Source organism: Leuconostoc carnosum, from assembly GCF_014207505.1.
GTDB lineage: Bacteria > Bacillota > Bacilli > Lactobacillales > Lactobacillaceae > Leuconostoc > Leuconostoc carnosum.
On record NZ_JACHGL010000004.1, the window covers coordinates 108,071 to 130,583 of the forward strand.

Genomic DNA, 22,513 nt, shown 5'->3' on the forward strand with positions numbered 1-22,513 from the left:
TATTAAAAGTGGGAAAATAAATGAGTTCGGGTTAGTAAAGGAGAATACTAAATATTGATTTTAGTAAAAATACAATGATTGAAAAATATTTTGATTTAAGTGGTAACCATACTTCAGTGAGAACAGAATTTTTTGCTGGATTAACAACTTTTGTGTCAATGGCGTACATTCTGTTTGTTAATCCCAGTGTATTGGCTGCAGCGGGAATGGATAAAGGGGCTGTTTTCACAGCAACTGGTTTAATTGCTGCTATTGCAACGATTTTTATGGGCGTAGTGGCTAAGTACCCTTTTGCAATTGCACCTGGCCTTGGGATTAATGCATTCTTTGCCTACACGGTAGTACTTGGTATGGGTGTTAGATGGCAAACTGCTCTAGCAGCGGTTTTTGTTTCTGGTATTATTTTTTGGTTATTAACGGTCTTCAAAATTAGAGAGATCATTATTAATGCAATTCCAGCCGATTTAAAATCAGCCATTGCTGGTGGTATTGGACTATTTATTGCTTTTCTGGGTTTGTCGGATGGAGGCGTTGTAGCAGCCAATAAATCAACAATTATCGGTTTTGGTGACTGGACACAACCGACAACGATGTTAACATTATTTGGTATTCTATTAACTTTTGCTTTATTTGCCAGGAAAGTACCGGGTGCAATTTTTATTGGTTTAGTTCTGACAGCTGTGGCTGGGTTGGTCACAGGGTTGATTCATGGGCCAAACAGCGTTATCAGTGCTGTTCCGAGTTTAGCACCAACATTTGGTCAAGCCATTTGGGGTATCAAGGATCTAGGTTCGTTACAAATGGTAGTAGCCATTCTGACTTTCTTACTGGTCGCTTTTTTTGACACAGCAGGTTCATTAGTTGGATTAGCACGTACAGCAGGTTTTTTAAAAAATAATGAATTACCAAATGCGGGTAAAGCATTGATGGCTGATTCCGTTGGTATGCTGGGTGGTGCGTTGCTCGGCACATCACCGACAACCGCCTATATTGAATCATCAACTGGTATTATGGTTGGTGGACGTACTGGGTTAACATCAGTATTTACTGGTATATTATTTTTACTTTCATTGGCTTTTTCACCATTATTAACTGTAGTGACGTCACAAGTCACTGCACCAGCGTTAGTTGTGGTTGGTGTTTTAATGGCTAGTAGTTTAGGAAGCATTGATTGGAGTGATTTTCCAATTGCAGCTGCCGCATTCTTAACAATTCTTGGTATGCCGTTATCTTATAGCATTTCAGACGGTATTGCGTTAGGGTTCATTGTTTATCCATTTCTAATGCTTGTTTCAGGACGTGGTAAACAAGTTCATCCGATTATGTATGCTTTAGGCATTATTTTTGTATTTTTTATGATTATTTTGCAAATCAATTAAGTGATAAAATCAGGTGTGTGTTCAGCATATCTGATTTTTTTGTTCGTCGCAATTAAAAAATGCTCTTTATTTTTAGTGTTATCACTAAATGATAAAAGTGTTATTGTGGTAAAATTAATATTATTGAAGTTAGGGCAATTGATAGCCGAATGCATTCAATATATTGATGAGTTTATTGGAGGGCAGCATGCCAGAATTACCTGAAGTTGAAACGGTACGTCGTGGTTTAGAAAAACTAATTATTGGTGCTAGAATTACTAAGGTTACGATACCCTATCCAAAGGTTATTACGGGTGATTCTCAGGCATTCACAACAGGTGTTTTGAATGCACAATTTACAGCCATTGATCGACGTGGTAAATATTTACTATTAAGATTATCTAATCAGCATACGATTGTCTCACATTTACGTATGGAAGGGCAGTATTCAGTTGAACCTATTGATGCTGCGCCACGTAAACATACAGAAATTATTTTTGAACTTGATGGGCAGCGTGTGTTATTTTATAATGATACGCGGCGTTTTGGTCGCATGGTCTTAACGACCACAGGGCACGAATCAATTGAGGCACCATCTTTAGCAAAGCTGGGAAAAGAACCTACAGAGGAAAGTTTGACATTGGCTTATATGGTTGCAGTTTTTTCACGATCAAAGAAACCAGTCAAATCATTTTTATTAGATCAAAATCAGATTGCCGGAATTGGTAATATCTATGCCGATGAAGTTTTATGGCAGAGTAAAATCCATCCTGAAACACCGGCAAATCAATTATCAGAGGTCGAGTTAGCTATTTTACGAAAAAATATTATTTTGGAAATGGCACGTGCAATCGCCCATCATGGTACTACGGTTCATAGTTTTAGCAATATTTTTGGTGAAGTTGGCCAGTTCCAAAATGAATTGGAAGCTTATGGTCGTGTGAATCAACCTTGCTTGCGTTGTGGCGCGACGATGGTAAAAATTAAAGTAGGTCAGCGGGGCACAACGTTTTGCCCAGTATGTCAAATAAAACGTGGTTAAGCAAAAGAAACTTATACTATTTTAGTAATATTTTTTAGGAGAATCAATGAAATCATCAGAAACAACAATCATTAGTATTCAAGAGGTAAAACGTGAGGCGCGTGCATTGTATCGTGGGCGCTATGGTGCGGCTGTAAAAATCAATCTCATACCAATTATAATGTCTATTATCGGGGTCATTTCCACTGTGACCATGCTCTATGTTACTGTTACAGAAATTAGAGATATTTCACAGATGGGGACAGTAGCCGCTACTAGTTCAAGCAGCATAGAACCAATGGAAAATATTCTTTCAGCTATCTACAGTGTTTTAATTAGTGCCGTGCAATTAATTTTGTTGTGGACAGCAAGTTGGGCCATTATTGACTGGTTTGAGAAACCGCTTGAAGTACCAAATTTTAAAGTGACTTATCAAGTGTTCTACCGCGGCAATTTTTGGCATACTGCTTTACTGGCCATTGTACAAAGTGTTTTGACATTTTTGTGGACATTGCTCTTTATTCTCCCTGGTGTCATTAAAGTATTTTCATACTCTCAAACCTATTTTGCTTATAAAATAGATGTTGAAAATGGTACAAGACAACGCCAGTTAACAGATTATATTAAGATTAGTCGTCACATAATGGATGGCCGTAAGTGGGAATTATTTTTGCTAGAATTAAGCTTTATTGGTTGGCATATTTTAGCTCTTTTGACTGCAGGTTTGGCGTATATTTATGTTATTCCTTACTTAAATGCTAGTCGTGTTGCTTACTCAAGACATCTCTTTACCTTAGCAGTATCAGAAAAGCAGGCGGCATAATGTTAATTGTTGGGTTGACGGGTGGTATAGCAACAGGCAAATCTAGTGTGAGTACAATTTTACGTGATGCGGGTTGGCCAATAATTGATGCTGATATTGTCGCGCGCGAAGTTGTTGAGCCTGGCACACACACCCTTGAAAAATTAAAGTTAGTCTTTGGTCCGCATATTATTGAAAACGGTATTTTGAATCGTCAACGTTTAGGGCAACAGGTGTTTAGTAATCCAGCTGATCTTGAACGTTTAAATACTGTGATTCAGCCAGCAATTAGTTCAGCGATGGCCGATAAAGTTGCTTTTTGGCGAACGCAACGTGTACCAATTTTAGTGCTAGATGTGCCATTATTATTTGAGCGTGGTTATCATGAGCATAACCACGTCGACAAAATAGTCGTCGTCAGTGCCAACCCTGAAACACAACTAGCGCGGTTGAAAGCACGCGATAATTTGACTGATATGCAAGCAAAGAATCGCATTAACTCGCAAATGCCCCTTGCTGAAAAAGTAGCACAAGCTGACTTTGTTATTAATAATGATGGGGATAAAACACAGTTAAAAATTCAAGTTAAAGAATTAATGAATGAATTAAGGGAATTTGCCGTACAATATGACAAAAAATGATGAGACAATTGAATTTCATCCGAGTGCTGGTGTGTTTTTAAAGAGCGATCATTTAATTACACATGATGATTTAGAGCGGGTTTTTAATTTATATACGCCTTTTGTTGGCGCAACTAGCTATGCAGTATATCATTTATTGGTCAATGAGTTACCATTTACCACGAATCAAATGCAACGGCAAGATCATAATTTTATTATTGATAGTCTGAATATCAGTTTGCCAAACTTTGTGAAATGTCGTCGTCGCTTGGAAGCTGCTGGTTTAATCAAAACTTTTTATGAAAAAGATGCAATTGGTGAGGTGTATGGTTATCGTTTATTGACACCTCTGTCGGCAGACAAGTTTTTTAAAGAAAAATTATTAGCTGGTTTGTTATATAAGTTCGTTGGAGAAGCGCGTTATTTGCAGTTGGAGAGGCGTTATGATGTACAAGGTCAAGATGAATTATCTGGCGCCGATATTTCAGCACGTTTCTTACAAGTCTTTCAACATCAAAACAATAGCAATCTGCCTCATACACCGTTGACCTATCAAGAAGCATCACCACAGGTTGATACTAGTGATTTTCAGTTTGATGATTTCTCAGAAATGGTGCGAGGTGCAAAGATTGAAGAAGTCAAAAAGCATCGTAACTTCCTAGTAGCGATGCATTTGACATACGGTGTCAATGAAACGACATTGGCCGGCGTGGTCAATCAAAGTGTAACACTTGATTCTCATGAAATTAATGAGTCAGATGTTCAAAGATTATTGCGCCAACAAACCCCACAAAAAAAGGCTGTCACAGCAAGTCCAATGCAGGAACCTAAAACAGATGTACCTGAAATCAAAAATGCTGAGGCACGAGCGTTAATTGAAATTGCGAATACAACCGCAGCACAAGATTTTCTGATTTATGTTAAAAATACATTGAAAAATGGGTTAGTATTAAAAAAAGAGCGTGACGTCGTCGATTATTTGATTGCGCAGAGTACGTTGTCTATGCCAGTTGTGAATGTTTTAGTACATTATGTGTTAATTGGCTTACAAAATGAGAGTTTACAACCTGCATTAGTGACGACCATTGCTGATTCATGGACGCAAAACCGTGTTGATTCGCCTGAAAAAGCACTGATTCAAATTCAGCAACATCAAAAAGCTAATCAAGAGCGTCAAGAAAAGCGCTTTACTCGCGGCAATAAACAAGAAAAAGTCACACCAAAATTTGTTAAGCAAAAAGATGCTGATATGGATACAAAAAATGAAGAATCATTACAAGATGGTACAGTTGCAGCCGCTTTGGCTAAACTAAAAAATATAAAGACAAAAAACTAATATGCAAAATTTATCTGACGTGTTAAAGACACTAAAACAAAAATATTCCAAAATAGAAGAGACGGATCTAGTTAATGTCATAAAGCAAATTGCCGATGATGATGATGTCCGGTCTTTTTGGGCAACACATGAAAAAGAGTTGCGTCCGGATGCTTTTCAACTGAAAATGATGGATTTACACGAGTTTGTTCAACAAAAAAAACGTATTGCAAGTGGGGATAAGTCATTATATCCCGGATATTATCCACAGCTAGAAATTGAAAAGGGTTATCCCCATGTGCGATATGTTGCCAATGAAAAAACAAAAAAAGCCTTGCAGCAAGCAGATAATTTAACAGTTTATAAGATGCCAAAAGCCATTCGTGATGCCGATTTACAAACTATTGCATTGGACAATGGGCGAAGTATGGCTGTGACCGAAATTGTAAATATTTTAACGAAATTGCTATCAAATGACGGATCATACGTACAGGGGTTATATCTGTCTGGCGAATTTGGGGTTGGTAAAACTTACCTCATGGGAGCGCTAGCTAATGCATTAGCAGCCAATAATATTAGCGTCATGTTATTACACTTTCCATCATTTGCAGTAGATTTGAAACAAACAATCGGTAAAAATAATAGTATGCGCGAAACACTCATTAATCAAGCTAAGAATACATCTGTACTGATTTTAGATGATCTAGGTGCGGAAAACTTGAGTATGTGGATTCGTGATGATATTTTGGGTGTCATTTTAGAGTATCGTATGCAGAATGAATTAACGACATTTATTACCTCAAATTTTGATATGACTGAGATGGAGAAATACCTGTCAGAAACACGTGATGATCGCGATCCAGGAAAAGCAGCACGATTAATGCAACGTATTAAGTTTTTGACGAAATTTATGGTCGTATCAGGGAAAAATAGACGGCTAGAGAATTGACGTTTATTAAGCGAACAAAAAAATATTGGTTAGTCATGATTGCACTGGCTGCAGTGTGGCTTTTTTTGCGACATGATGCGTTTTTGTACCAAAATCCAGTTGGTGAAATTACACGTGTAAAGCAACACACTTTACATCATATAACCGATGAACATAATAACTCAGATATTGTCATTAACCAAACATTAACTATTAAGCTATTGAATCGTCATGGTAATGTGACGGTGGTCAATCAATACGTCGCTTCTCAGGCTATGTCACATCAATATCGTATTGGTGATCAATTATTGTTAGAAAAAATAGGCCAGCACATGCATATTTTATCGCTCAAACGCGATATGGTAGTTGGTACATTAATCGCATTGTTGGTTGCATTATTATTACTTTATAATAAGTGGCGCGCCACCAGTTGGCTATTATTAAGTATGTTAATTAATATCGGTTTGTTTGCGGGAGCTTTGATACTTAACGTTCATGTAAAAAATGCCAATGTGTTACTGATATTTAGTGTGCTAGCTACCTTATTTGCTGCTGCTAGTTTAGTGTTAGTCTTAGGTAAAACTTTACAGATGGCGGTGACATTATTGACAACACTGTTAACCACTGCCATGACAATTGCTATTTTGCTCATCAGTTTGCGTTTGACCGGTAATTTAGGTGTTCATTTTGAAACGATGTCTTATGTGACACAGGTACCAGCAACGTTATTTATGGCACAAACAGTTATTGGTGTGTTAGGCGCAGTAATGGATGAAGCAGCAGATATTGTTGCTATGCTGTTTGGTGTGCGACGTGAAAGGGTGTCAGTTCGTTTTATTGATTATTGGCATTCAGGGATGACGGTTGGTCGCGATATTATGGGTACGTTAATTAATGTATTATTCATGATTTTTATTGCTGAAACATTACCAATGGTTTTTTTAATGTTGCGTAATGGGAATAATTGGGCATACATTTTAGATCAAACTATGAATTTGGGTATTTTACAGACAATTATTTCTGGTATTGGCATTGTATTAGCAGTTCCAGTAACTAGTGCTTTGGTTGGTTGGATCATGTCACGAAAGGTGATGACACCATGAATACAATCGGTTTGTTAGTGATTATTTTGTTTATATTAATGGTTTTTGTTGGTGGTGGTCAAGGCATTAAAGCGTTTCTGGGTCTAATTATTAATTTTTTTGTGATATTTATTTTAATTATATTGATTAATTGGCAATTCAATCCATATGTTGTCACAGCAATTATGGGAACTATTATTTTAGCCGTGGCAATATACCTCGGCGCAGATAATGCTGATGTTGCGGATACTGCGTTTAAAACAAGTGTGATTGTTGTCGCAATTTTAATGTTATTATCGATAGTCATACAATATTTTGGCCAATTTCAAGGATTTGCAAATGAAAATTCGGAAGAATTAGAAGGGTTGTCTTTAACCGTAGGTTTGTCCTTTTCTCATATTGCGATGATTGTCATGGTTATTTCTATTTTAGGAGCCGTGTCAGAAGCTGCAATGGCAATTGTTGCTGATTTAAATGAAGTTGTGCAACGTACAACCGATATGACAAGTCAGAGTTTATACGCGCATACGAGAATCATTGGGGGGCAAATTTTAGGAACAGCGATTAATACATTGTTTTTTGGTGTGTTGGGTGCTAACTTACCTTTGCTTATCTGGTTTGTACGGTTAAAATACTCACTGGCTATGTTTGTGAATGCCAAATTATTAATGGTCGAAGTCGTCACAATGGTGTTAGGTATGTTAGGTATTTTGTTAAGCATTTGGCTTGCGAGTTGGTTTGTTGTACGTCGTTATGTGCGACAGCAGAAAGTAGGAATCAACAATGAAAGAGACATTTAATTTAATTGAAGAGATTACGCGTTTAGATGATTCGATTTACTTTGAATTGGGAAATATTACGCACAATGGCCGTGCTGAATATGCAGCAGAGCATGGTTATATTAAGCAAGTTCGAATTTTAAAATTGAACATTGCGCGCTCAGCTTATGTAGAAATGTTGGAAAAATATATTAATACAAATTATGAATTATTACCTTTAGAATACCAGGGTTGGGAAGAATGGGTGCGTACATCTGAAATGGAAGATGCTATGCACAAAATATTATTAGAAAATAACTTAGGTTAATTTCGTGAGGTTTAACTATTATTATTTGTAAGGTATAATAAATCTATCCATAGGAAGGAGCGTACTTTAGGTAATTAATATTTGTGCTTAAAGTATACTAAAAAATGCGCTCAGTATTTCATCAGCCAGAAGCCGTTGTGCTTGCTTCAAAACATCTAACAGACGGTAGTGGTAGCTTGCGGTGGGTATATAGAGAATTAGCGCCCACAGAGCAGCAAGACACTGGGTGGTTTTTGTTCGCCGATAATGATAATAAAGCATGGAATGATGATCCTAAAAATTTTATGCCATTGGTTATAGACGCTGCATTGGCCATTGAAAGCAGTTTATCCTTCATTCTAGACATGCCTTATGGCACTGATTTAGTCTTGGATGATCGCTCGGAGATCAAGGGATGGTTGGACCCGACAACCCGTACACTAGTTTGGCTATCAGATGCTTCGATAGTCCCAAACTTCAAAGTAATTGATGGTGAAGTGATTGAAATTAGTAATTAGTGACAAAATGATTGAAATTTTTGTGGTTTTCACATATAATTAAAGGCGTTGCTGTGATTGTAAAATTGTAATGTGACTATTGACCCTTTGCTTGCGACTAATTATGGTAATATAGCCAAGTGGTAAGGCAACGGTCTGCAAAACCGTCATCGCCGGTTCGACTCCGGTTATTACCTTAAAAAAAGAGACATGCTGTGATTAAACAGTGTGTCTCTTTTTACATTGTTATGTTTGCCAGTGTTTCTTTAGTATAGTAGCCGCTGCCTAATTTGTCAGTCATCTTTAAGGCGTTAGTTTGCCATATGTGATACTGGACTTCATCAACTTTGTTTAACTGATCTGCTAGATCATCGAGGTGATCTAAAACAAAACCCAAATTAAGGGCAATAATTTGTTTTCCAAGCGCGCTGTTAGACCAAGCTATTAGTGGTAGTCCTGCTCGTAAGTAAAGACTGGCTTTATGAGGTGTATTGTACTTTGTGTAACTTTGATAAGTTTTGTCATCAAAATCACTATCCCAAATTAAACCAAAACCATCCTGAAACTGATGGACAATATCTTCTGGATTAAAGTTACCTTGGTAATTGATAGCTGGTGGAAAAGTCACATCACGCCATTTCTTTGGTTTAGAGCCAAATACTGTTATTTCTGGTCCATGATAGTTTTGTAGCCAAGGTGATTTTTGAAAAGTACCAGCAAAATTAATTTTATGACTGAATTGTAATGGTAAACTATAGTCACTGAGGTAATCAAAGAAATTTTGGATGATAAATTGCGTATGGACACCCAATGTAATGAGTGCATCTTGCATAGCTTGTGAATGAACAATAACCATGTCGTATTGATTTAGCACATCAAATTCCCATGGTGCTTTTTTTATTAAACGTAGTGGTTCAATGTCATGTATTAAAATAGCACTTTGAACACCACGTTGACGGAGTGCGATTGCGAAATCTCTTTCAAATTCAGCACTCATATAGGTTGGAAATTGGTGCAGTACAATGTCGTCAGATTTTACTGGACTAAGCCAATCATTAATATGATTTACTCTAGTAGTCTGATCAAAACGGCTATCATTATATCGATAAAGTGATAAAATTTGCCAATTGGCTTGTACTGCGATAGTGGCGTAGTCTGCTTTAGCTTTTAATGCACCTTGAGGCATCCAAGGCTCAATTGTATGTGTTATAAATTGTGTCATGAATCTATTTTATCAAAAACCGAACAAATAAGTTGAAATATTCTTAAATAACGAACTATATTTTAATAAAAAAGCTAATATTCGTATTTATTCTGTGAAATGAATTCAAATTTACTTGTTTTTATTCATATATAACGGATAATAAAAGTATAAAATTTTGAGAGGAATTATGCAAGTAGCATTTGATGCATTTGCATATGATGGGAATTATGCAGCGTTCAGCACAAATTGGAATTGGAATTGTCGCAGTAGCAGTCATAGGTGGTGGTATTTATGCCGCTACTAGAGGAGGCTCAAGTTCATCAGACAAGGATAATCATACAGTAGCCTTGGTTACAGACGGTGGTGGTGTGGATGATCGATCGTTTAACCAATCGGCTTGGGCTGGTGTCAAAGCTTACGGGAAAGAACATAACTTGAAACAAGGTGCTACGGGATACAACTATTTCCAAAGTTCTGATGCTTCAGATATTAAAACTAATTTACAAACAGCAGTTAAAGGTGGATACAAACTTGTTTATGGTGTTGGTTTCGCAGCAGCACCGGCTTTAACTAACGTTTCTAAAGCTAACCAAAAGACAAATTTTGCGATTATTGATGCTGTTGTTAAAGAAAATAATGTTGCTTCATTAATGTTTAAGTCAGAGCAGTCATCCTACTTAGCTGGTGTAGCCGCAGCAACACAAAGTAAATCTAAAACTGTCGGCTTTATTGGTGGGATTCATGGTGATATTATTGACACGTTTGAGGCAGGATTTAAAGCAGGTGTGAAGGCTACAAACCCAGACATCAAAGTAGTCACACAATATGCTGATTCCTTTACAGATGCTGCTAAGGGTAAGACAATTGCTGCTTCAATGGTAGCTGGTGGTGCGGATGTAATTTTCCAAGCAGCTGGTGGCACTGGATCAGGTGTATTTTCTGAAGCAAAAGCAAATAACCAAAAGTTAGCACCAAACTCAGATGAAAAAGTTTGGGTTATCGGTGTTGACATGGATCAGAAGCAAGATGGTGCATATACTGCTAAAGGTAATAAAAAATCAAACTTCACATTAGTTTCAGCAGTGAAGCGTGTTGATAACGCTGTTGAATCACTTTCAAATCAAGCACGTAATGATAAATTTCCGGGTGGTAAAACAATCACCTATGGTTTGAAAGAAAAAGGTGTTGGGTTAACAAATGATTCTGCTTCATCAGAAGTGTGGTCAGCTGTACAATCAGCTCAAAAGAAAATTATTGCTGGGGATGTTGATGTACCAGTACATCCATAGACTAAATAAAAAATCGCATGATTGCGATTTTTTATTTTCTCATAATTTCCTATATACTAAATAATAAATGTGAGTCTAATTATTAGAAAATGTCAGCATAATTAATGGAATTAGAGTACCGAAAAGGATAAATTATTTAAAATGTTAATAAATATAACATAGTACGCGACCTTTAATACTTTTTTTGGTATAATTATATATTATGAAGAAAATATTAATTTTTTGTATTGCTTTTTTCGCAGTTTTGGTAACGCTGGTTAATATACCAAATGTCAGTGCAGCTAAACCTCACTATGTCATCACAACAGATGCAACATATCCACCATTTGATTTTCAAGATAAAAATAATCAATACACAGGTATTGATCAAGAAATTTTGAAGACAATTGCAAAGCGCCAAGGTTTTACGTATACGTTGAAGCCAATGAGTTTTAACTCAGCAACTCAGTCAGTTTCGTCTGGCCAAGCAGATGGTGTCATTGCCGGCATGTCGATTACTGATGAACGTAAAGAGGTCTTTGACTTCGGTACACCATATTACCGTTCTGGTATTGGTTGGGCCGTAAAAAAAGGTTCTGATGTTAAATCCTTAAAAGATTTAAAAGGAAAAACAGTTGCACTCAAGACCGGGACATCTGGTGCTGACTATGCTTTATCTGTACAAAAGAAATATGGATTCAAGGTAACATATTTTAACGATTCCGACACATTATATAATGATGTGATTAATGGTAACACGCAAGCAACGTTTGGTGATTTACCAGTTATTCAATACGCCGTTAAGAATGGGACACAATTAAAAGTGATGAATGCGAAATCACCTATTGAAGCTGGGTGGTACGGATTTGGTGTTAAAAAGGGAGACAACGCTAAATTATTGACAGCCTTTAACAAAGGTTTTGCAGACATCAAAGCAGATGGCACTTATGATAAAATTGTAGCGAAATACTTAGGTTCTAGTGCTGCAACATTTACAGGAAATAAAAAAGATAATAGTTCAGTTTTGGGCATTTTGAAGTCAAATGATCAAGCCTTCTTAAAAGGGTTATGGCAAACAGTTCTTTTGACAGTTTTGGCCATTGTCTTAGCTTCAATTTGGGGTGTATTTCTTGGTATTATGGGTATTAGTCAAGTTGCCGGTATTCGCGCATTATCAACAACTATTATTTATATTTTCCGTGGCTTGCCATTGATGGTACTGGCATTTTTCATCTACATTGGCTTGCCTAGTGTGATTGGTATGAAAATTCCAGCGTTCATCGCAGGCTTAGTAACACTGATTTTAAATGAAGGTGCTTATACTGGGGCATTTGTTCGTGGTGGTTTTGAAGCTGTTGAACATGGTCAGATGGAAGCGGCACGTTCGCTTGGTTTGCCATACGGTAAGTCGATGCGTAAGGTTATCATGCCACAAGGTTTGAAGATTATGATTCCTAGTTTTGTTAATCAATTTATTATTACATTAAAAGATACTTCTATTTTATCGGCAATTGGTATTTTAGAATTAACACAAACAGGAACTTTGATTGTTTCACGTAATTCACAAGGATTCCGTGTGTGGGCTATTGTTGCAGCAATATACTTGATTGTTATCACATTGCTAACATGGTTGAGTAACTGGGTAGAAAAGAGGACACGTGCATGAGTGACGCACAAGCTAAAGTAAAAGTACATGTTGAAAAAGTAAATAAGTCTTATGGTGATAATCACGTATTGCGTGATATTTCCTTAGATATTGCAGAAAATGAAGTAGTTGTAATGATTGGCCCTTCTGGGTCTGGAAAATCAACGTTTTTACGGATGTTAAATCAATTAGAAATGCCTGATGATGGGACTATTGTAGTAGATGGTTTTAACATTTCAGATAAGTCAACAGATATTAATAAAGTACGCGAAAATATTGGTATGGTTTTCCAAAGCTTTAATTTATTTAATAATTACTCTGTATTAGAAAATATTATGCTTGCTCCTATTGAGACTGGTAAAATGGATAAGGCTGCTGCTGAAACTAAAGCCCGTCAGTTACTTGATACGGTTGGCTTGTCAGAAAAGGCAGATGTATCAGTTAATTCATTATCAGGTGGGCAAAAGCAACGTATCGCGATTGCACGTGCGTTGGCTATGGAACCAGATATTATGCTGTTTGATGAACCAACTTCCGCATTGGATCCTGAGATGGTTGGGGATGTGTTGGAAGTTATGAAGAATTTGGCAGAATCTGGCATGACAATGATTATTGTGACTCACGAAATGGGATTTGCTAAGCAAGTTGCTGATCGTGTCGTATTCTTTGAATCTGGGAAAATTCAAGAATCTGGCGCACCAAAACAAGTGTTTGATGCACCAAAAAACGAACGTTTGCAGGAATTTTTAAGTAAGGTTATGCACGCGTAACACAACTATAAGTTGATAACATCTAAATAGTGATGGCGTCAACCTGTTTGAAAAAAGCCGACCATTTTGGTCGATTTTTTTTGTAAGAATATGGGAGAATATCAGAATATGTTAAAGAAATGGTTATTTGGCTTGGCGTCATTGGTTACGCTGTTTTCGTTTAATTTAACAATACAAGCTGACAAACCACATTATACGATTACCACAGATGCGACTTATGCACCGTTTACTTTCCAAGATAAGAATAATAAATATGTGGGTATTGAACAGGAAACAATGAAAGCTGTTGCTGATCGTGAAGGATTTACCTATACGATGAAGCCTATGAGCTTCAATTCAGCTGCACAATTAGTTTCTAACGGTCAGGCTGATGGTATTATTGCTGGTATGGGCGTGACAGAGGAACGAAAAGAAGTTTATGATTTTTCAACACCCTACTATAAGACTGGTGTAGCATGGATTGTTAAAAAAGATAGTAACATTAAGTCTTTAAAGGATTTAAAAGGTCAGACGGTTGCACTTAAAACAGGCACGTCAGCTTCAGAATATGGTAAGTCATTGCAAACAAAATATGGCTTTAAAATTAAATATTTTAATGATACTGACACAATGTATAATGATGTGGTTAATGGTAATTCAGCTGCAACATTTGAAGATATGCCAGTTATTCAATACAGTATTAAAAATGGCATTCAATTAAAGATTATGAATCCAAAATCCCTTGGAAATGCTGGTGTGTATGCATTTGCTGTTGAAAAGGGTAAAAATAAAGCATTATTGGCCTCATTTAACAAAGGATTTGCTGGCATTAAGAAAGATGGTACGTATGATAAAATCGTGAAAAAATATTTAGGGGCCACCCAATCTACTTTTTCTGGTTCTAAAAAAGATAATAGCTCAATTTTTGGGATTTTAAATTCCAATAAGTCAGCTTTCTTAAAAGGATTGTGGCAAACTATTGAATTGACAGTGATTGCGATTCTTTTGGCTTCAATTTTCGGTATTCTACTTGGAATTATGGGGGTTAGTGAGTTTAAACTGATTCGTGGGATTTCAACGACTATTATCTATATTTTCCGTGGTCTACCATTAATGGTTTTGGCATTTTTCATCTATATTGGCTTGCCAGGTGTTATTGGTATTAAAATACCTGCATTTACCGCTGGTATTATTACATTGATTTTAAATGAAGGTGCTTATACTGGGGCATTTGTTCGTGGTGGTTTTGAGGCTGTTGAACATGGTCAGATGGAAGCGGCACGTTCTCTTGGGTTGACTTATGGTAAAGCTATGCGACGCGTCATCATGCCGCAAGGTATTCGCATTATGGTGCCTAGTTTTATCAACCAATTTATTATTACTTTAAAAGATACTTCGATCTTGTCAGCTATTGGTTTATTGGAATTGACACAAACAGGTACGCTAATTGTTGCGCGTAATTCGCAAGGATTTAGAGTATGGGCTATCATTGCTATGATGTACCTTATTTTGATTACTTTATTGACCTGGTTAAGTAACTGGGTTGAAAGAAGATTAAAGTAACAAGTGAAAGGCACCTCTAGCGCGTATTATGCGTTGGAGGTGCTTTTTATGATCATTGCATTTGATGATAAGAAACAATATATTTGTGCTAATCGTGCGATTAAATCACAAAATTATTGCTGTCCTGGCTGCCAAGAACAAGTGATACTCAAAGTAGGCGATGTGAATCAACCGCATTTTGCTCACTATTCTGGTACTGTATGTGCAACATTTACAGAAAATGAGACGGCACAACATTTATCTGGTAAATTACAATTGGCAGAACAATTTAAAAAGTACGGGCATGTTCAAATCGAGGCCGTACTGCCAGAGATTAACCAACGACCAGATATTTTAATCACATTGAAAGAGCGGAAAGTTGCCGTAGAATATCAATGCAGCCCAATTTCTCAAAAAAGATTGGATGAGCGTAACGCAGGATATAGTAGTCAAAATATTCAAGTAATTTGGATTCTTGGACAAAACTATTTTGAAAAAAGTATGACACAAAAAAGTATTATAAAGTTTTGGGCACAAAAAAAGTTAACATTTTATTTACCAGACAAAGAACGATTTGTTTATCGAAAAGATTTTTGGAAATGTGATTTTGAACGTATTCATTATTTAGAATGGATGAGTCATTCTTTATTTGAAGGGACAACAAAAACGCAGGGAATTAATTTTAAAATTGAGAAACAAATATACAAATTGCAAAATCTATTAATTCAAAAACGTGTTGATGAGAAAATTGTCCGTTATTTATATAACAAAGAGCGGTTGCTACTTCATGCACCACTTTGGATGCATGAAGGTCACACGTTTGGATTAACTATTCCTAATTGGCATTTTCGGTTATTGATTATGTTACTCTTAGAAAGAGTAGGTCAAGAAAATATGGTGAAAAAAGATGATATAAGCAATAAACTAACAAAATATTTAATGGGGGATGATAATTTTAAACATTATCAAATAGCTTTAATTTTTAATGATTTAGAAAAGAACCATTACATTTTACAACAGGGACAACACTTGTTAGTTCGTCGTCTACCTAATTGGCACACATCATTATCACAAAAATTATGTAAAATGAGAGATAAGTGATAAAATAAGATATTAGATGATAAAAAGGAGACACCGTGGATGGCTACGTCGTTGTTCACTGTAATAAATCATGGCACAACCATTACGTAATGAAGTACCGAAATCCCTGACATGGGATCTCACAACGATTTTTCCGACCGACGAAGCTTGGCAAGCAGCTTTTGAAAAAATACAAAATGATACTCAGAAAGTTCGCCAATTTGCTGGACATGTTGGTGATTCAGCAGAAACAGTACAAGCAGCTTTAGAAGCGAATCTAGCATTAGAACGTCAACTCGAGAGCGTACATGTTTATGCCAATCAAATTTATGACCAAGATACGACTAATCAAAAGTATGCGGCTTTTTATGCCCGTGTACAAGGATTATGGGCGACGGTCAGTGAAGCAACAGCGTATTTTCAACCAGAAGTGTTGAATATTCCTGATGCGGATTTGGCAACATATTTAACGACCGACGGCTTAAAAAAGTATGCACATTTATTTGAGACACTAAAAGCACAAAAGCCATACACATTACCGGCAGATCAAGAAGCACTTCTAGCAGGTGCGAGTGACATTTTTAATGCTTCTGAAAACACTTTTGGTGCATTGGATAATTCTGATATAACATTTGGCGATGTTCACACTGAATCAAGGGAAATTGTACCACTAACTAATGGTTTGTACAGTTTATTATTGGAATCAAAGAATCGAGCTCTGCGACAAGAGGCTTTTGAAACATTGTATGATAGCTATATAGCCTTACAAAACACATTCGCTTCAACGCTTTCATCACACGTTAAGGGACATAACTTTTTAGCTCGAACGCGCCATTACCAATCAGCGCGTGAAGCAGCTATTTTACCACATCAAGTGCCAACAACTGTTTTTCAAACATTAATTAAGACAGTGGATGAACATTTACCATTATTACATCGTTTTGTATCTTTACGTAAAAAGATTTTAAATGTTGAAGATGTACATTCTTATGATTTATATGTGCCACTAGTAGATGAAATAGATTTTGAAGTGACATACGAAAAAGCAAAAGATATTGTTCTGGCAGCGTTAGCGCCATTGGGTGAAGATTATCTAGCCGTTGTTCAAAAAGCTTTTGATGAACGATGGATTGATGTTATTGAAAACAAAGGTAAACGGACAGGTGCTTATTCGAGTGGCACATATGATACGAATCCCTTTATTTTATTGAATTGGCAAAATAATCTGAATAATGTTTACACATTAGCTCATGAAATGGGTCATTCTATTCATTCTTATCTAACGCGACATAATCAACCTTATTACTATGGTGACTATCCAATTTTCTTAGCTGAAATTGCGTCAACAACCAATGAGTCATTACTCACAGACTACTTATTGAAAAATAATGATGATCCAAAGTTTCAAGCATATATCCTCAATCAATATTTGGATGGCTTTAAGGGAACGGTATTTCGTCAAACACAGTTTGCGGAGTTTGAGAATTGGATTCACGAACAAAGTGCTCAGGGTGAAGCTTTAACTGCTGATAAAATGAGTACTTATTATGGCAATCTTAATCAGAAGTATTACGGCAATGATCTATTTCCTGATGAAGAAATCGCGTTTGAATGGTCGCGCATCCCGCATTTTTATTACAATTTCTATGTTTATCAATATGCCACTGGTGAGGCTGCGGCAACGACTTTAGCTGAACGTATTCTAAATCAAAATGGTGCAGAAGCTTACAAAAACTATTTGAAAGCCGGTTCATCAGATTATCCTTTGAATGTGATTGCGAAAGCAGGTGTTGATATGAGCCAAGCTGATTACTTAAATCAAGCTTTTGATGTATTTGAAGAACGCTTAAACCAGTTAGAAATGTTATTAAAGAAGTAAGCACTTTATTTTATTAAAAATATAGTTAAATTTATATTGAAATATAGTAGGATAGAAGTGGATGGTATTATAAAATGATACAGAATACAGCTCCAAAAAAATTAGTAGATGTAGCAATTGAAGCACTGGATCAAACTTACACACCATACTCGCATTTTCCAGTTGGGGCAGCTTTACTAACAGCCTCTGGTGATATATACAAAGGTATTAATATAGAGAATGTATCATTTGGTCTGACAAATTGTGCTGAGCGAACTGCAATTTTTAGCGCTGTTGCGGCCGGTCATCGTGAGTTCGAAGGATTGGTGATTTCCGGGCGTACAAATGAACCTATCGCACCTTGTGGTGCTTGTCGGCAAGTGATGGTAGAATTTTTTGAGCCACATATGCCAATCTGGTTAATTAACGATACAGGTAAAATGATTAAAACAGATATTATGACACTGATGCCTGGGTCGTTTCACACGTTGCAATGACCTCCCAAATGACTTTTGTGCCACGAGTTTGATTGGAAAATAGGAGTTAAATATGAAAAAAGTTTTAGTTTTTGATGGTATTTCACAAAAAGCGATTGACTATCTTGAAAAGAATCATTTTGAAGTGGTTACTAATAAACAAAGTACGGTACAAGATCTCACCGAAAATACTGATATTGAAGCGATGATTTTGATGATGTATCCAATCGATAATCATGTATTTAGTCGTTTGCCACAGTTAAAAATTATTGCACGTTACGGCGTGGGTTATGATAATGTGAATTTAGCTGATGCTTCAGCACATCATGTTATTGTGACGAATGCGCCAGGGGCCAATGCCACAGCAGTAGCTGAAACTGCTATTATGCACATGCTTATGGCTGGGCGATATTTTTATCAGCAAAATCAAAGTATTAATGATAATGCAATGACTATACCAATGGGACAAGAAGTTAGCCACAAAACAGTCGGTATTATTGGCTTCGGAGCGATTGGTCAACGTGTCGATGCGTTACTTACTGGATTTGATGTGGATGTGTTAGCCTATGCTCGTCATGAAAAAGAAGTAAAAAATGGTCGAATGGCAACATTAGATGAAATATATGAACAGTCGGATTTTATTGTTTTGGCCTTACCAGCAACACCTGAAACAATGAACTTAATAGACGCTAAGATATTTGACAAAATGAAGGACAGTGCTGTGCTTGTTAATATTGCTCGCGGTGCTGTTGTCGATGAACAGGCACTAATCAGTGCGTTAAAATCGGGAAAGATTGCTGGTGCCGGCCTAGATGTTGTTACAAACGAGCCAGTTACACCTGATAATGAGTTACTCAGCTTACCAAATGTCTTTGTGACACCGCATGTAGCAGCATCATCACGAGAAGCTTTTGATAGTGTTGGTTTAGTGACGGCACAGGAAGTTGTACGTGTGTTGAATGGTCAAGAAGCAAAATTCCAAGTGAATTAACCATTACAAAATAAACCCGTGAGGTAACACAAAAGTGTGTTGCTTCACGGGTTTATTTTGTAATGGTTTTATTCGGGATTATAGAAAGTAATAGGCAGTACATCATTGACGACAGGATATTGGTTGTTTATTTCAGCAAAGAGTACGTCAATAAGACGCTGAGCAGCCTGACGAATAGGCTGTACTACAGTTGGCAAGTCAGGGTGCAGTAATTGTACGATAGGGGAACCATCGTAACCAACAATACGGATATCTTCAGGTATGCGTTTACCAGCTTTACGTAACGCATTTTGTAATTGAATTGCCATAATATCATTATAAGCGTATATACCATCAATATTTTGTTGAATGACGTCATTAACAATTACATCAATTTCAGACGTTGTTGGCCAACTATTAGAATTAAATTCTTGGATACTGAGAGATACCTTGTCGCCAAGGGCTGCAGTAAATCCTTCGTAACGTTTGGTAGTTGGTGACTGGGAAGAGGAATCGCCACTAAGCATTAAAATATTTTTAGCACCATTTTTGAGTAGATATTCACCAATCAGTTGACCACCTCGATAATTGTCTTCGCGTACGATAGGCACAGTATCTGAAATAAAGCGATCATATGAAACGATAGGTAAATACGTATTGCTATAGGCATCAATATCTAAATTATGTGAAGATGTAATAATGCCTTCCACTTGATTAGCAGCAAGCATTTCTAAATATTGTTTCTCTTTTTCAACATTATTTGCACTTGTCGCGATAATAGATTTATAACCTTTATCAAACAGGATTTGCTCAATTTCATTTGCAAGTGATGTAAAGAATGGATTTTGTATGTCTGGGAAAATTAAACCGATAAACTGAGATGACTTACCTTGCAAAGAACGCGCCATGGCATTAGGTTGGTAGTGTAATTCACGCATAGCAGCATGAACTTTATCGATCGTTTTTTGACTTAAAGATCCGTAACTGTTAATCACACGTGAAACAGTGGTAACTGAGACGCCAGCTAATTCAGCTACGTCAGATAATTTTGAAACCATAATGTCCTCCAAAAGGGATATAAAAATGTTTATTATAATTTGTCCCTTGTATATTCATTTTACCATAATATTATAAGAAAAATATTCATGAAAAAAGTATAATATAACTTGACAGTAAAACATGAAAGGGTTATCATGAATTTGTAAGTTGAAAATATCACAAATAAGAAGGAGCATTTATCATGGACGCATTAGTACTAACTGGCATCAAGTCATTGGAATTGCAAGATATTGCACAACCAGAAGTTAAGCCAAACGAGGTTAAGATTCACACAGCATTTGCTGGGATTTGTGGAACCGATCACGCGCTTTACGCTGGATTGCCAGGATCAGCTCCTGCTGTCCCACCAATTGTATTGGGACACGAAAACTCAGGTGTTGTTGCTGAAGTTGGTTCAGCAGTTACAAATGTTAAAGTTGGAGATCGTGTATCTGTTGACCCTAACATTTATTGTGGACAGTGCAAGTACTGCCGTACAGGACGTCCAGAATTGTGCGAAAACTTGTCAGCTGTTGGTGTAACACGTGATGGTGGATTTGAAGAATATTTCACAGCACCTGCTTCAGTTGTTTATCCAATTCCTGATAACGTCTCATTGAAGTCAGCAGCCGTTGTTGAACCAATCTCATGTGCCGTTCACGGTATCAAGTTGTTGAAAGTTACACCATACCAAAAAGCTTTGGTTATTGGTGATGGATTCATGGGTGAATTGTTTGTTCAAATCTTGCAAGCCTATGGTATTCACCAAGTTGATTTGGCTGGTATTGTTGACGAAAAGTTGGCAATGAACAAGGAAAAGTTTGGTGTTAAAAACACATTCAATACAATGAAGGGTGACAAGATTCCTGAAGGCGAATACGATGTTATTATCGAAGCCGTTGGTTTGCCACAAACACAAGAAGCTGCTGTTGAAGCTTCAGCTCGTGGTGCTCAAGTATTGATGTTTGGTGTTGGTGGTCCTGATGCAAAGTTCGAAATGAACACTTATGAAATATTCCAAAAGCAATTAACTATCCAAGGTTCATTTATTAACCCTAACGCTTTTGAAGATTCATTGGCATTGCTATCATCAGGTAAGTTGGATGTTGAATCATTGATGTCACATGAATTAGACTACAACACAGTTGATGACTTCGTTAATGGTAAGTTAGGTGTTGTTTCAAAGGCTGTTGTTAAAGTCGGTGGAGAAGAGGCATAAGCATATGGATGCAAAAGACGTAGCAGGTAAAACGACTCGTGGTCGTACAATTTCGATTAGTGCTGCATTGTCTTACTTTGTTTTCTCTTTGGTCATTAATGCAGCTGGTAACGTTCTAACTGTGGTTACTAGTCAAAAAATTCATCCGCCATTTTTGGGGTCCGCATACTGGACTGCTGCGTCTGCTGGTTTTAATAAATCAGTTTTTGGTGGTAGTAATAGTATGCTGGGCTGGGTATTTTTTGGTGTTGGTGTTGTCGTGGCGGTGTTAAATGTCGTGCTACAAGGACACTTTGATTGGCGTAAATTTGTTGGAAATATTGCTTTCATGGTACCTTTTTCACTATTGATTAGTTACTTTGCAAACATATTTTCAGCAATTATTCCAGACTCACATAGTGTTGGTATGACGATTTTCTACGTTATCTTAAATTTCTTAGGCGTAGGATTGATTGCCGTTGCCATTTCGATTTATCAACGTACTAATCTAGTTTTACATCCAGCAGATGATTTAATGCAGATCTTGCGTTTCAAGTACTTTAAAGGATCAGCAGCCAAAGCAATGTGGGCTTCGTATATTCCACCCACAATCTTGGCTATCATAGCCGTTATTATCTTCCCTGACTTCTCAAACTATGGGTTAGGTACGGTCTTTGCATTTTTGTTTCAAGGTGGTATAACAGGTTTGGGAGACAAATATGTCTTCCCAGGATTGAAGCATCAAGGTATTTAATAACTAATTAAAGACACAAAGCGCATATTGCTACGTTTTACGC

General features: G+C 36.8%; 22 protein-coding genes and 1 tRNA gene. 21 read left to right on the forward strand and 2 right to left on the reverse strand.

Annotation, left to right across the window (positions count from 1 at the left end; all coding sequences use genetic code 11):
- The first annotated feature begins 74 nt into the window (after positions 1–74).
- The 11 genes from HNQ98_RS05650 to HNQ98_RS05700 all read left to right on the forward strand — a co-directional run bounded on the left by HNQ98_RS05650 (position 75) and on the right by HNQ98_RS05700 (position 8,885).
- A complete protein-coding gene (locus tag HNQ98_RS05650) occupies positions 75–1,379 on the forward strand; it encodes an NCS2 family permease (RefSeq protein ID WP_135197742.1) in 1,305 nt (434 codons plus the stop codon).
- Positions 1,380–1,566: 187 nt separating this feature from the next.
- Positions 1,567–2,400 carry a bifunctional DNA-formamidopyrimidine glycosylase/DNA-(apurinic or apyrimidinic site) lyase gene (gene mutM / locus HNQ98_RS05655; protein WP_014974788.1) on the forward strand — a complete coding sequence of 278 codons (834 nt, stop codon included), beginning with the start codon at positions 1,567–1,569 and terminating at the stop codon, positions 2,398–2,400.
- Between the two features lie 46 nt (positions 2,401–2,446).
- Entirely contained in the window at positions 2,447–3,202 is a 756-nt protein-coding gene (locus tag HNQ98_RS05660; protein ID WP_135197741.1) for a DUF975 family protein, read from the forward strand.
- Positions 3,202–3,822 carry a dephospho-CoA kinase gene (gene coaE, locus HNQ98_RS05665; protein WP_019040811.1) on the forward strand — a complete coding sequence of 207 codons (621 nt, stop codon included), beginning with the start codon at positions 3,202–3,204 and terminating at the stop codon, positions 3,820–3,822. The genes HNQ98_RS05660 and coaE overlap by 1 nt, the downstream gene beginning before the upstream one ends.
- On the forward strand, positions 3,809–5,137 hold the full coding sequence (locus HNQ98_RS05670; protein ID WP_135197740.1) for a replication initiation and membrane attachment family protein: 1,329 nt from the start codon (positions 3,809–3,811) through the stop codon (positions 5,135–5,137). The genes coaE and HNQ98_RS05670 overlap by 14 nt, the downstream gene beginning before the upstream one ends.
- Before the next feature lies 1 nt (position 5,138).
- The gene (gene dnaI, locus HNQ98_RS05675; RefSeq protein ID WP_135197739.1) at positions 5,139–6,065 is read left to right on the forward strand and encodes a primosomal protein DnaI; all 927 of its coding nucleotides are present in this window, start codon (positions 5,139–5,141) and stop codon (positions 6,063–6,065) included.
- The gene (locus HNQ98_RS05680; RefSeq protein ID WP_135198191.1) at positions 6,062–7,147 is read left to right on the forward strand and encodes a YibE/F family protein; all 1,086 of its coding nucleotides are present in this window, start codon (positions 6,062–6,064) and stop codon (positions 7,145–7,147) included. Before dnaI ends, HNQ98_RS05680 begins: the two co-directional genes overlap by 4 nt.
- The gene (locus HNQ98_RS05685; protein WP_135197737.1) at positions 7,144–7,926 is read left to right on the forward strand and encodes a YibE/F family protein; all 783 of its coding nucleotides are present in this window, start codon (positions 7,144–7,146) and stop codon (positions 7,924–7,926) included. The genes HNQ98_RS05680 and HNQ98_RS05685 overlap by 4 nt, the downstream gene beginning before the upstream one ends.
- A complete protein-coding gene (locus HNQ98_RS05690) occupies positions 7,910–8,212 on the forward strand; it encodes a hypothetical protein (protein ID WP_014974781.1) in 303 nt (100 codons plus the stop codon). The genes HNQ98_RS05685 and HNQ98_RS05690 overlap by 17 nt, the downstream gene beginning before the upstream one ends.
- 104 nt (positions 8,213–8,316) lie before the next feature.
- The gene (locus tag HNQ98_RS05695) at positions 8,317–8,709 is read left to right on the forward strand and encodes an immunity protein Imm33 domain-containing protein (RefSeq protein ID WP_135197736.1); all 393 of its coding nucleotides are present in this window, start codon (positions 8,317–8,319) and stop codon (positions 8,707–8,709) included.
- A gap of 105 nt (positions 8,710–8,814) precedes the next feature.
- Positions 8,815–8,885, forward strand: a tRNA-Cys gene (locus HNQ98_RS05700).
- A 41-nt stretch (positions 8,886–8,926) separates the two neighbouring features.
- Here the strand turns inward: HNQ98_RS05700 and HNQ98_RS05705 are convergent.
- Entirely contained in the window at positions 8,927–9,910 is a 984-nt protein-coding gene (locus HNQ98_RS05705; protein WP_135197735.1) for a sugar transferase, read from the reverse strand.
- 209 nt (positions 9,911–10,119) lie between these two features.
- On the opposite strand from HNQ98_RS05705, the gene HNQ98_RS05710 reads away from it, so the two are divergent.
- From HNQ98_RS05710 to HNQ98_RS05745, 8 genes are all read left to right on the forward strand, one after another.
- Complete coding sequence (locus tag HNQ98_RS05710; protein ID WP_135197771.1) at positions 10,120–11,181, forward strand: BMP family lipoprotein; 1,062 nt, start codon at positions 10,120–10,122, stop codon at positions 11,179–11,181.
- A 202-nt stretch (positions 11,182–11,383) separates the two neighbouring features.
- Positions 11,384–12,826, forward strand: coding sequence for an ABC transporter substrate-binding protein/permease (locus HNQ98_RS05715; RefSeq protein ID WP_135197734.1), 1,443 nt, complete (start codon positions 11,384–11,386; stop codon positions 12,824–12,826).
- Positions 12,823–13,575 (forward strand): amino acid ABC transporter ATP-binding protein, encoded by a 753-nt coding sequence (locus HNQ98_RS05720; RefSeq protein WP_135197733.1) that lies wholly within the window; start codon positions 12,823–12,825, stop codon positions 13,573–13,575. The genes HNQ98_RS05715 and HNQ98_RS05720 overlap by 4 nt, the downstream gene beginning before the upstream one ends.
- Before the next feature lie 108 nt (positions 13,576–13,683).
- Positions 13,684–15,117, forward strand: a complete 1,434-nt coding sequence (locus HNQ98_RS05725; protein ID WP_135197732.1) for an ABC transporter substrate-binding protein/permease — start codon at positions 13,684–13,686, stop codon at positions 15,115–15,117.
- Positions 15,118–15,165: 48 nt separating this feature from the next.
- The gene (locus tag HNQ98_RS05730; RefSeq protein WP_135197731.1) at positions 15,166–16,197 is read left to right on the forward strand and encodes a competence protein CoiA; all 1,032 of its coding nucleotides are present in this window, start codon (positions 15,166–15,168) and stop codon (positions 16,195–16,197) included.
- A 70-nt stretch (positions 16,198–16,267) separates the two neighbouring features.
- On the forward strand, positions 16,268–18,055 hold the full coding sequence (pepF, locus tag HNQ98_RS05735) for an oligoendopeptidase F (protein WP_135197730.1): 1,788 nt from the start codon (positions 16,268–16,270) through the stop codon (positions 18,053–18,055).
- A gap of 74 nt (positions 18,056–18,129) precedes the next feature.
- Complete coding sequence (locus tag HNQ98_RS05740; RefSeq protein WP_014974772.1) at positions 18,130–18,531, forward strand: cytidine deaminase; 402 nt, start codon at positions 18,130–18,132, stop codon at positions 18,529–18,531.
- Positions 18,532–18,583: 52 nt separating this feature from the next.
- The gene (locus HNQ98_RS05745) at positions 18,584–19,501 is read left to right on the forward strand and encodes a phosphoglycerate dehydrogenase (protein WP_019040113.1); all 918 of its coding nucleotides are present in this window, start codon (positions 18,584–18,586) and stop codon (positions 19,499–19,501) included.
- A gap of 68 nt (positions 19,502–19,569) precedes the next feature.
- On the opposite strand, the gene HNQ98_RS05750 is transcribed toward HNQ98_RS05745, so the two are convergent.
- Complete coding sequence (locus HNQ98_RS05750; RefSeq protein ID WP_135197729.1) at positions 19,570–20,538, reverse strand: LacI family DNA-binding transcriptional regulator; 969 nt, start codon at positions 20,536–20,538, stop codon at positions 19,570–19,572.
- A gap of 182 nt (positions 20,539–20,720) precedes the next feature.
- Between HNQ98_RS05750 and HNQ98_RS05755 the strand changes: the two genes are divergently transcribed.
- Together HNQ98_RS05755 and HNQ98_RS05760 are read left to right on the forward strand one after the other, a co-directional pair.
- Positions 20,721–21,737, forward strand: coding sequence for a zinc-dependent alcohol dehydrogenase family protein (locus tag HNQ98_RS05755; RefSeq protein ID WP_014974769.1), 1,017 nt, complete (start codon positions 20,721–20,723; stop codon positions 21,735–21,737).
- 4 nt (positions 21,738–21,741) lie between these two features.
- Positions 21,742–22,470 carry a DUF6198 family protein gene (locus tag HNQ98_RS05760; protein ID WP_135197728.1) on the forward strand — a complete coding sequence of 243 codons (729 nt, stop codon included), beginning with the start codon at positions 21,742–21,744 and terminating at the stop codon, positions 22,468–22,470.
- Positions 22,471–22,513 lie beyond the last annotated feature (43 nt).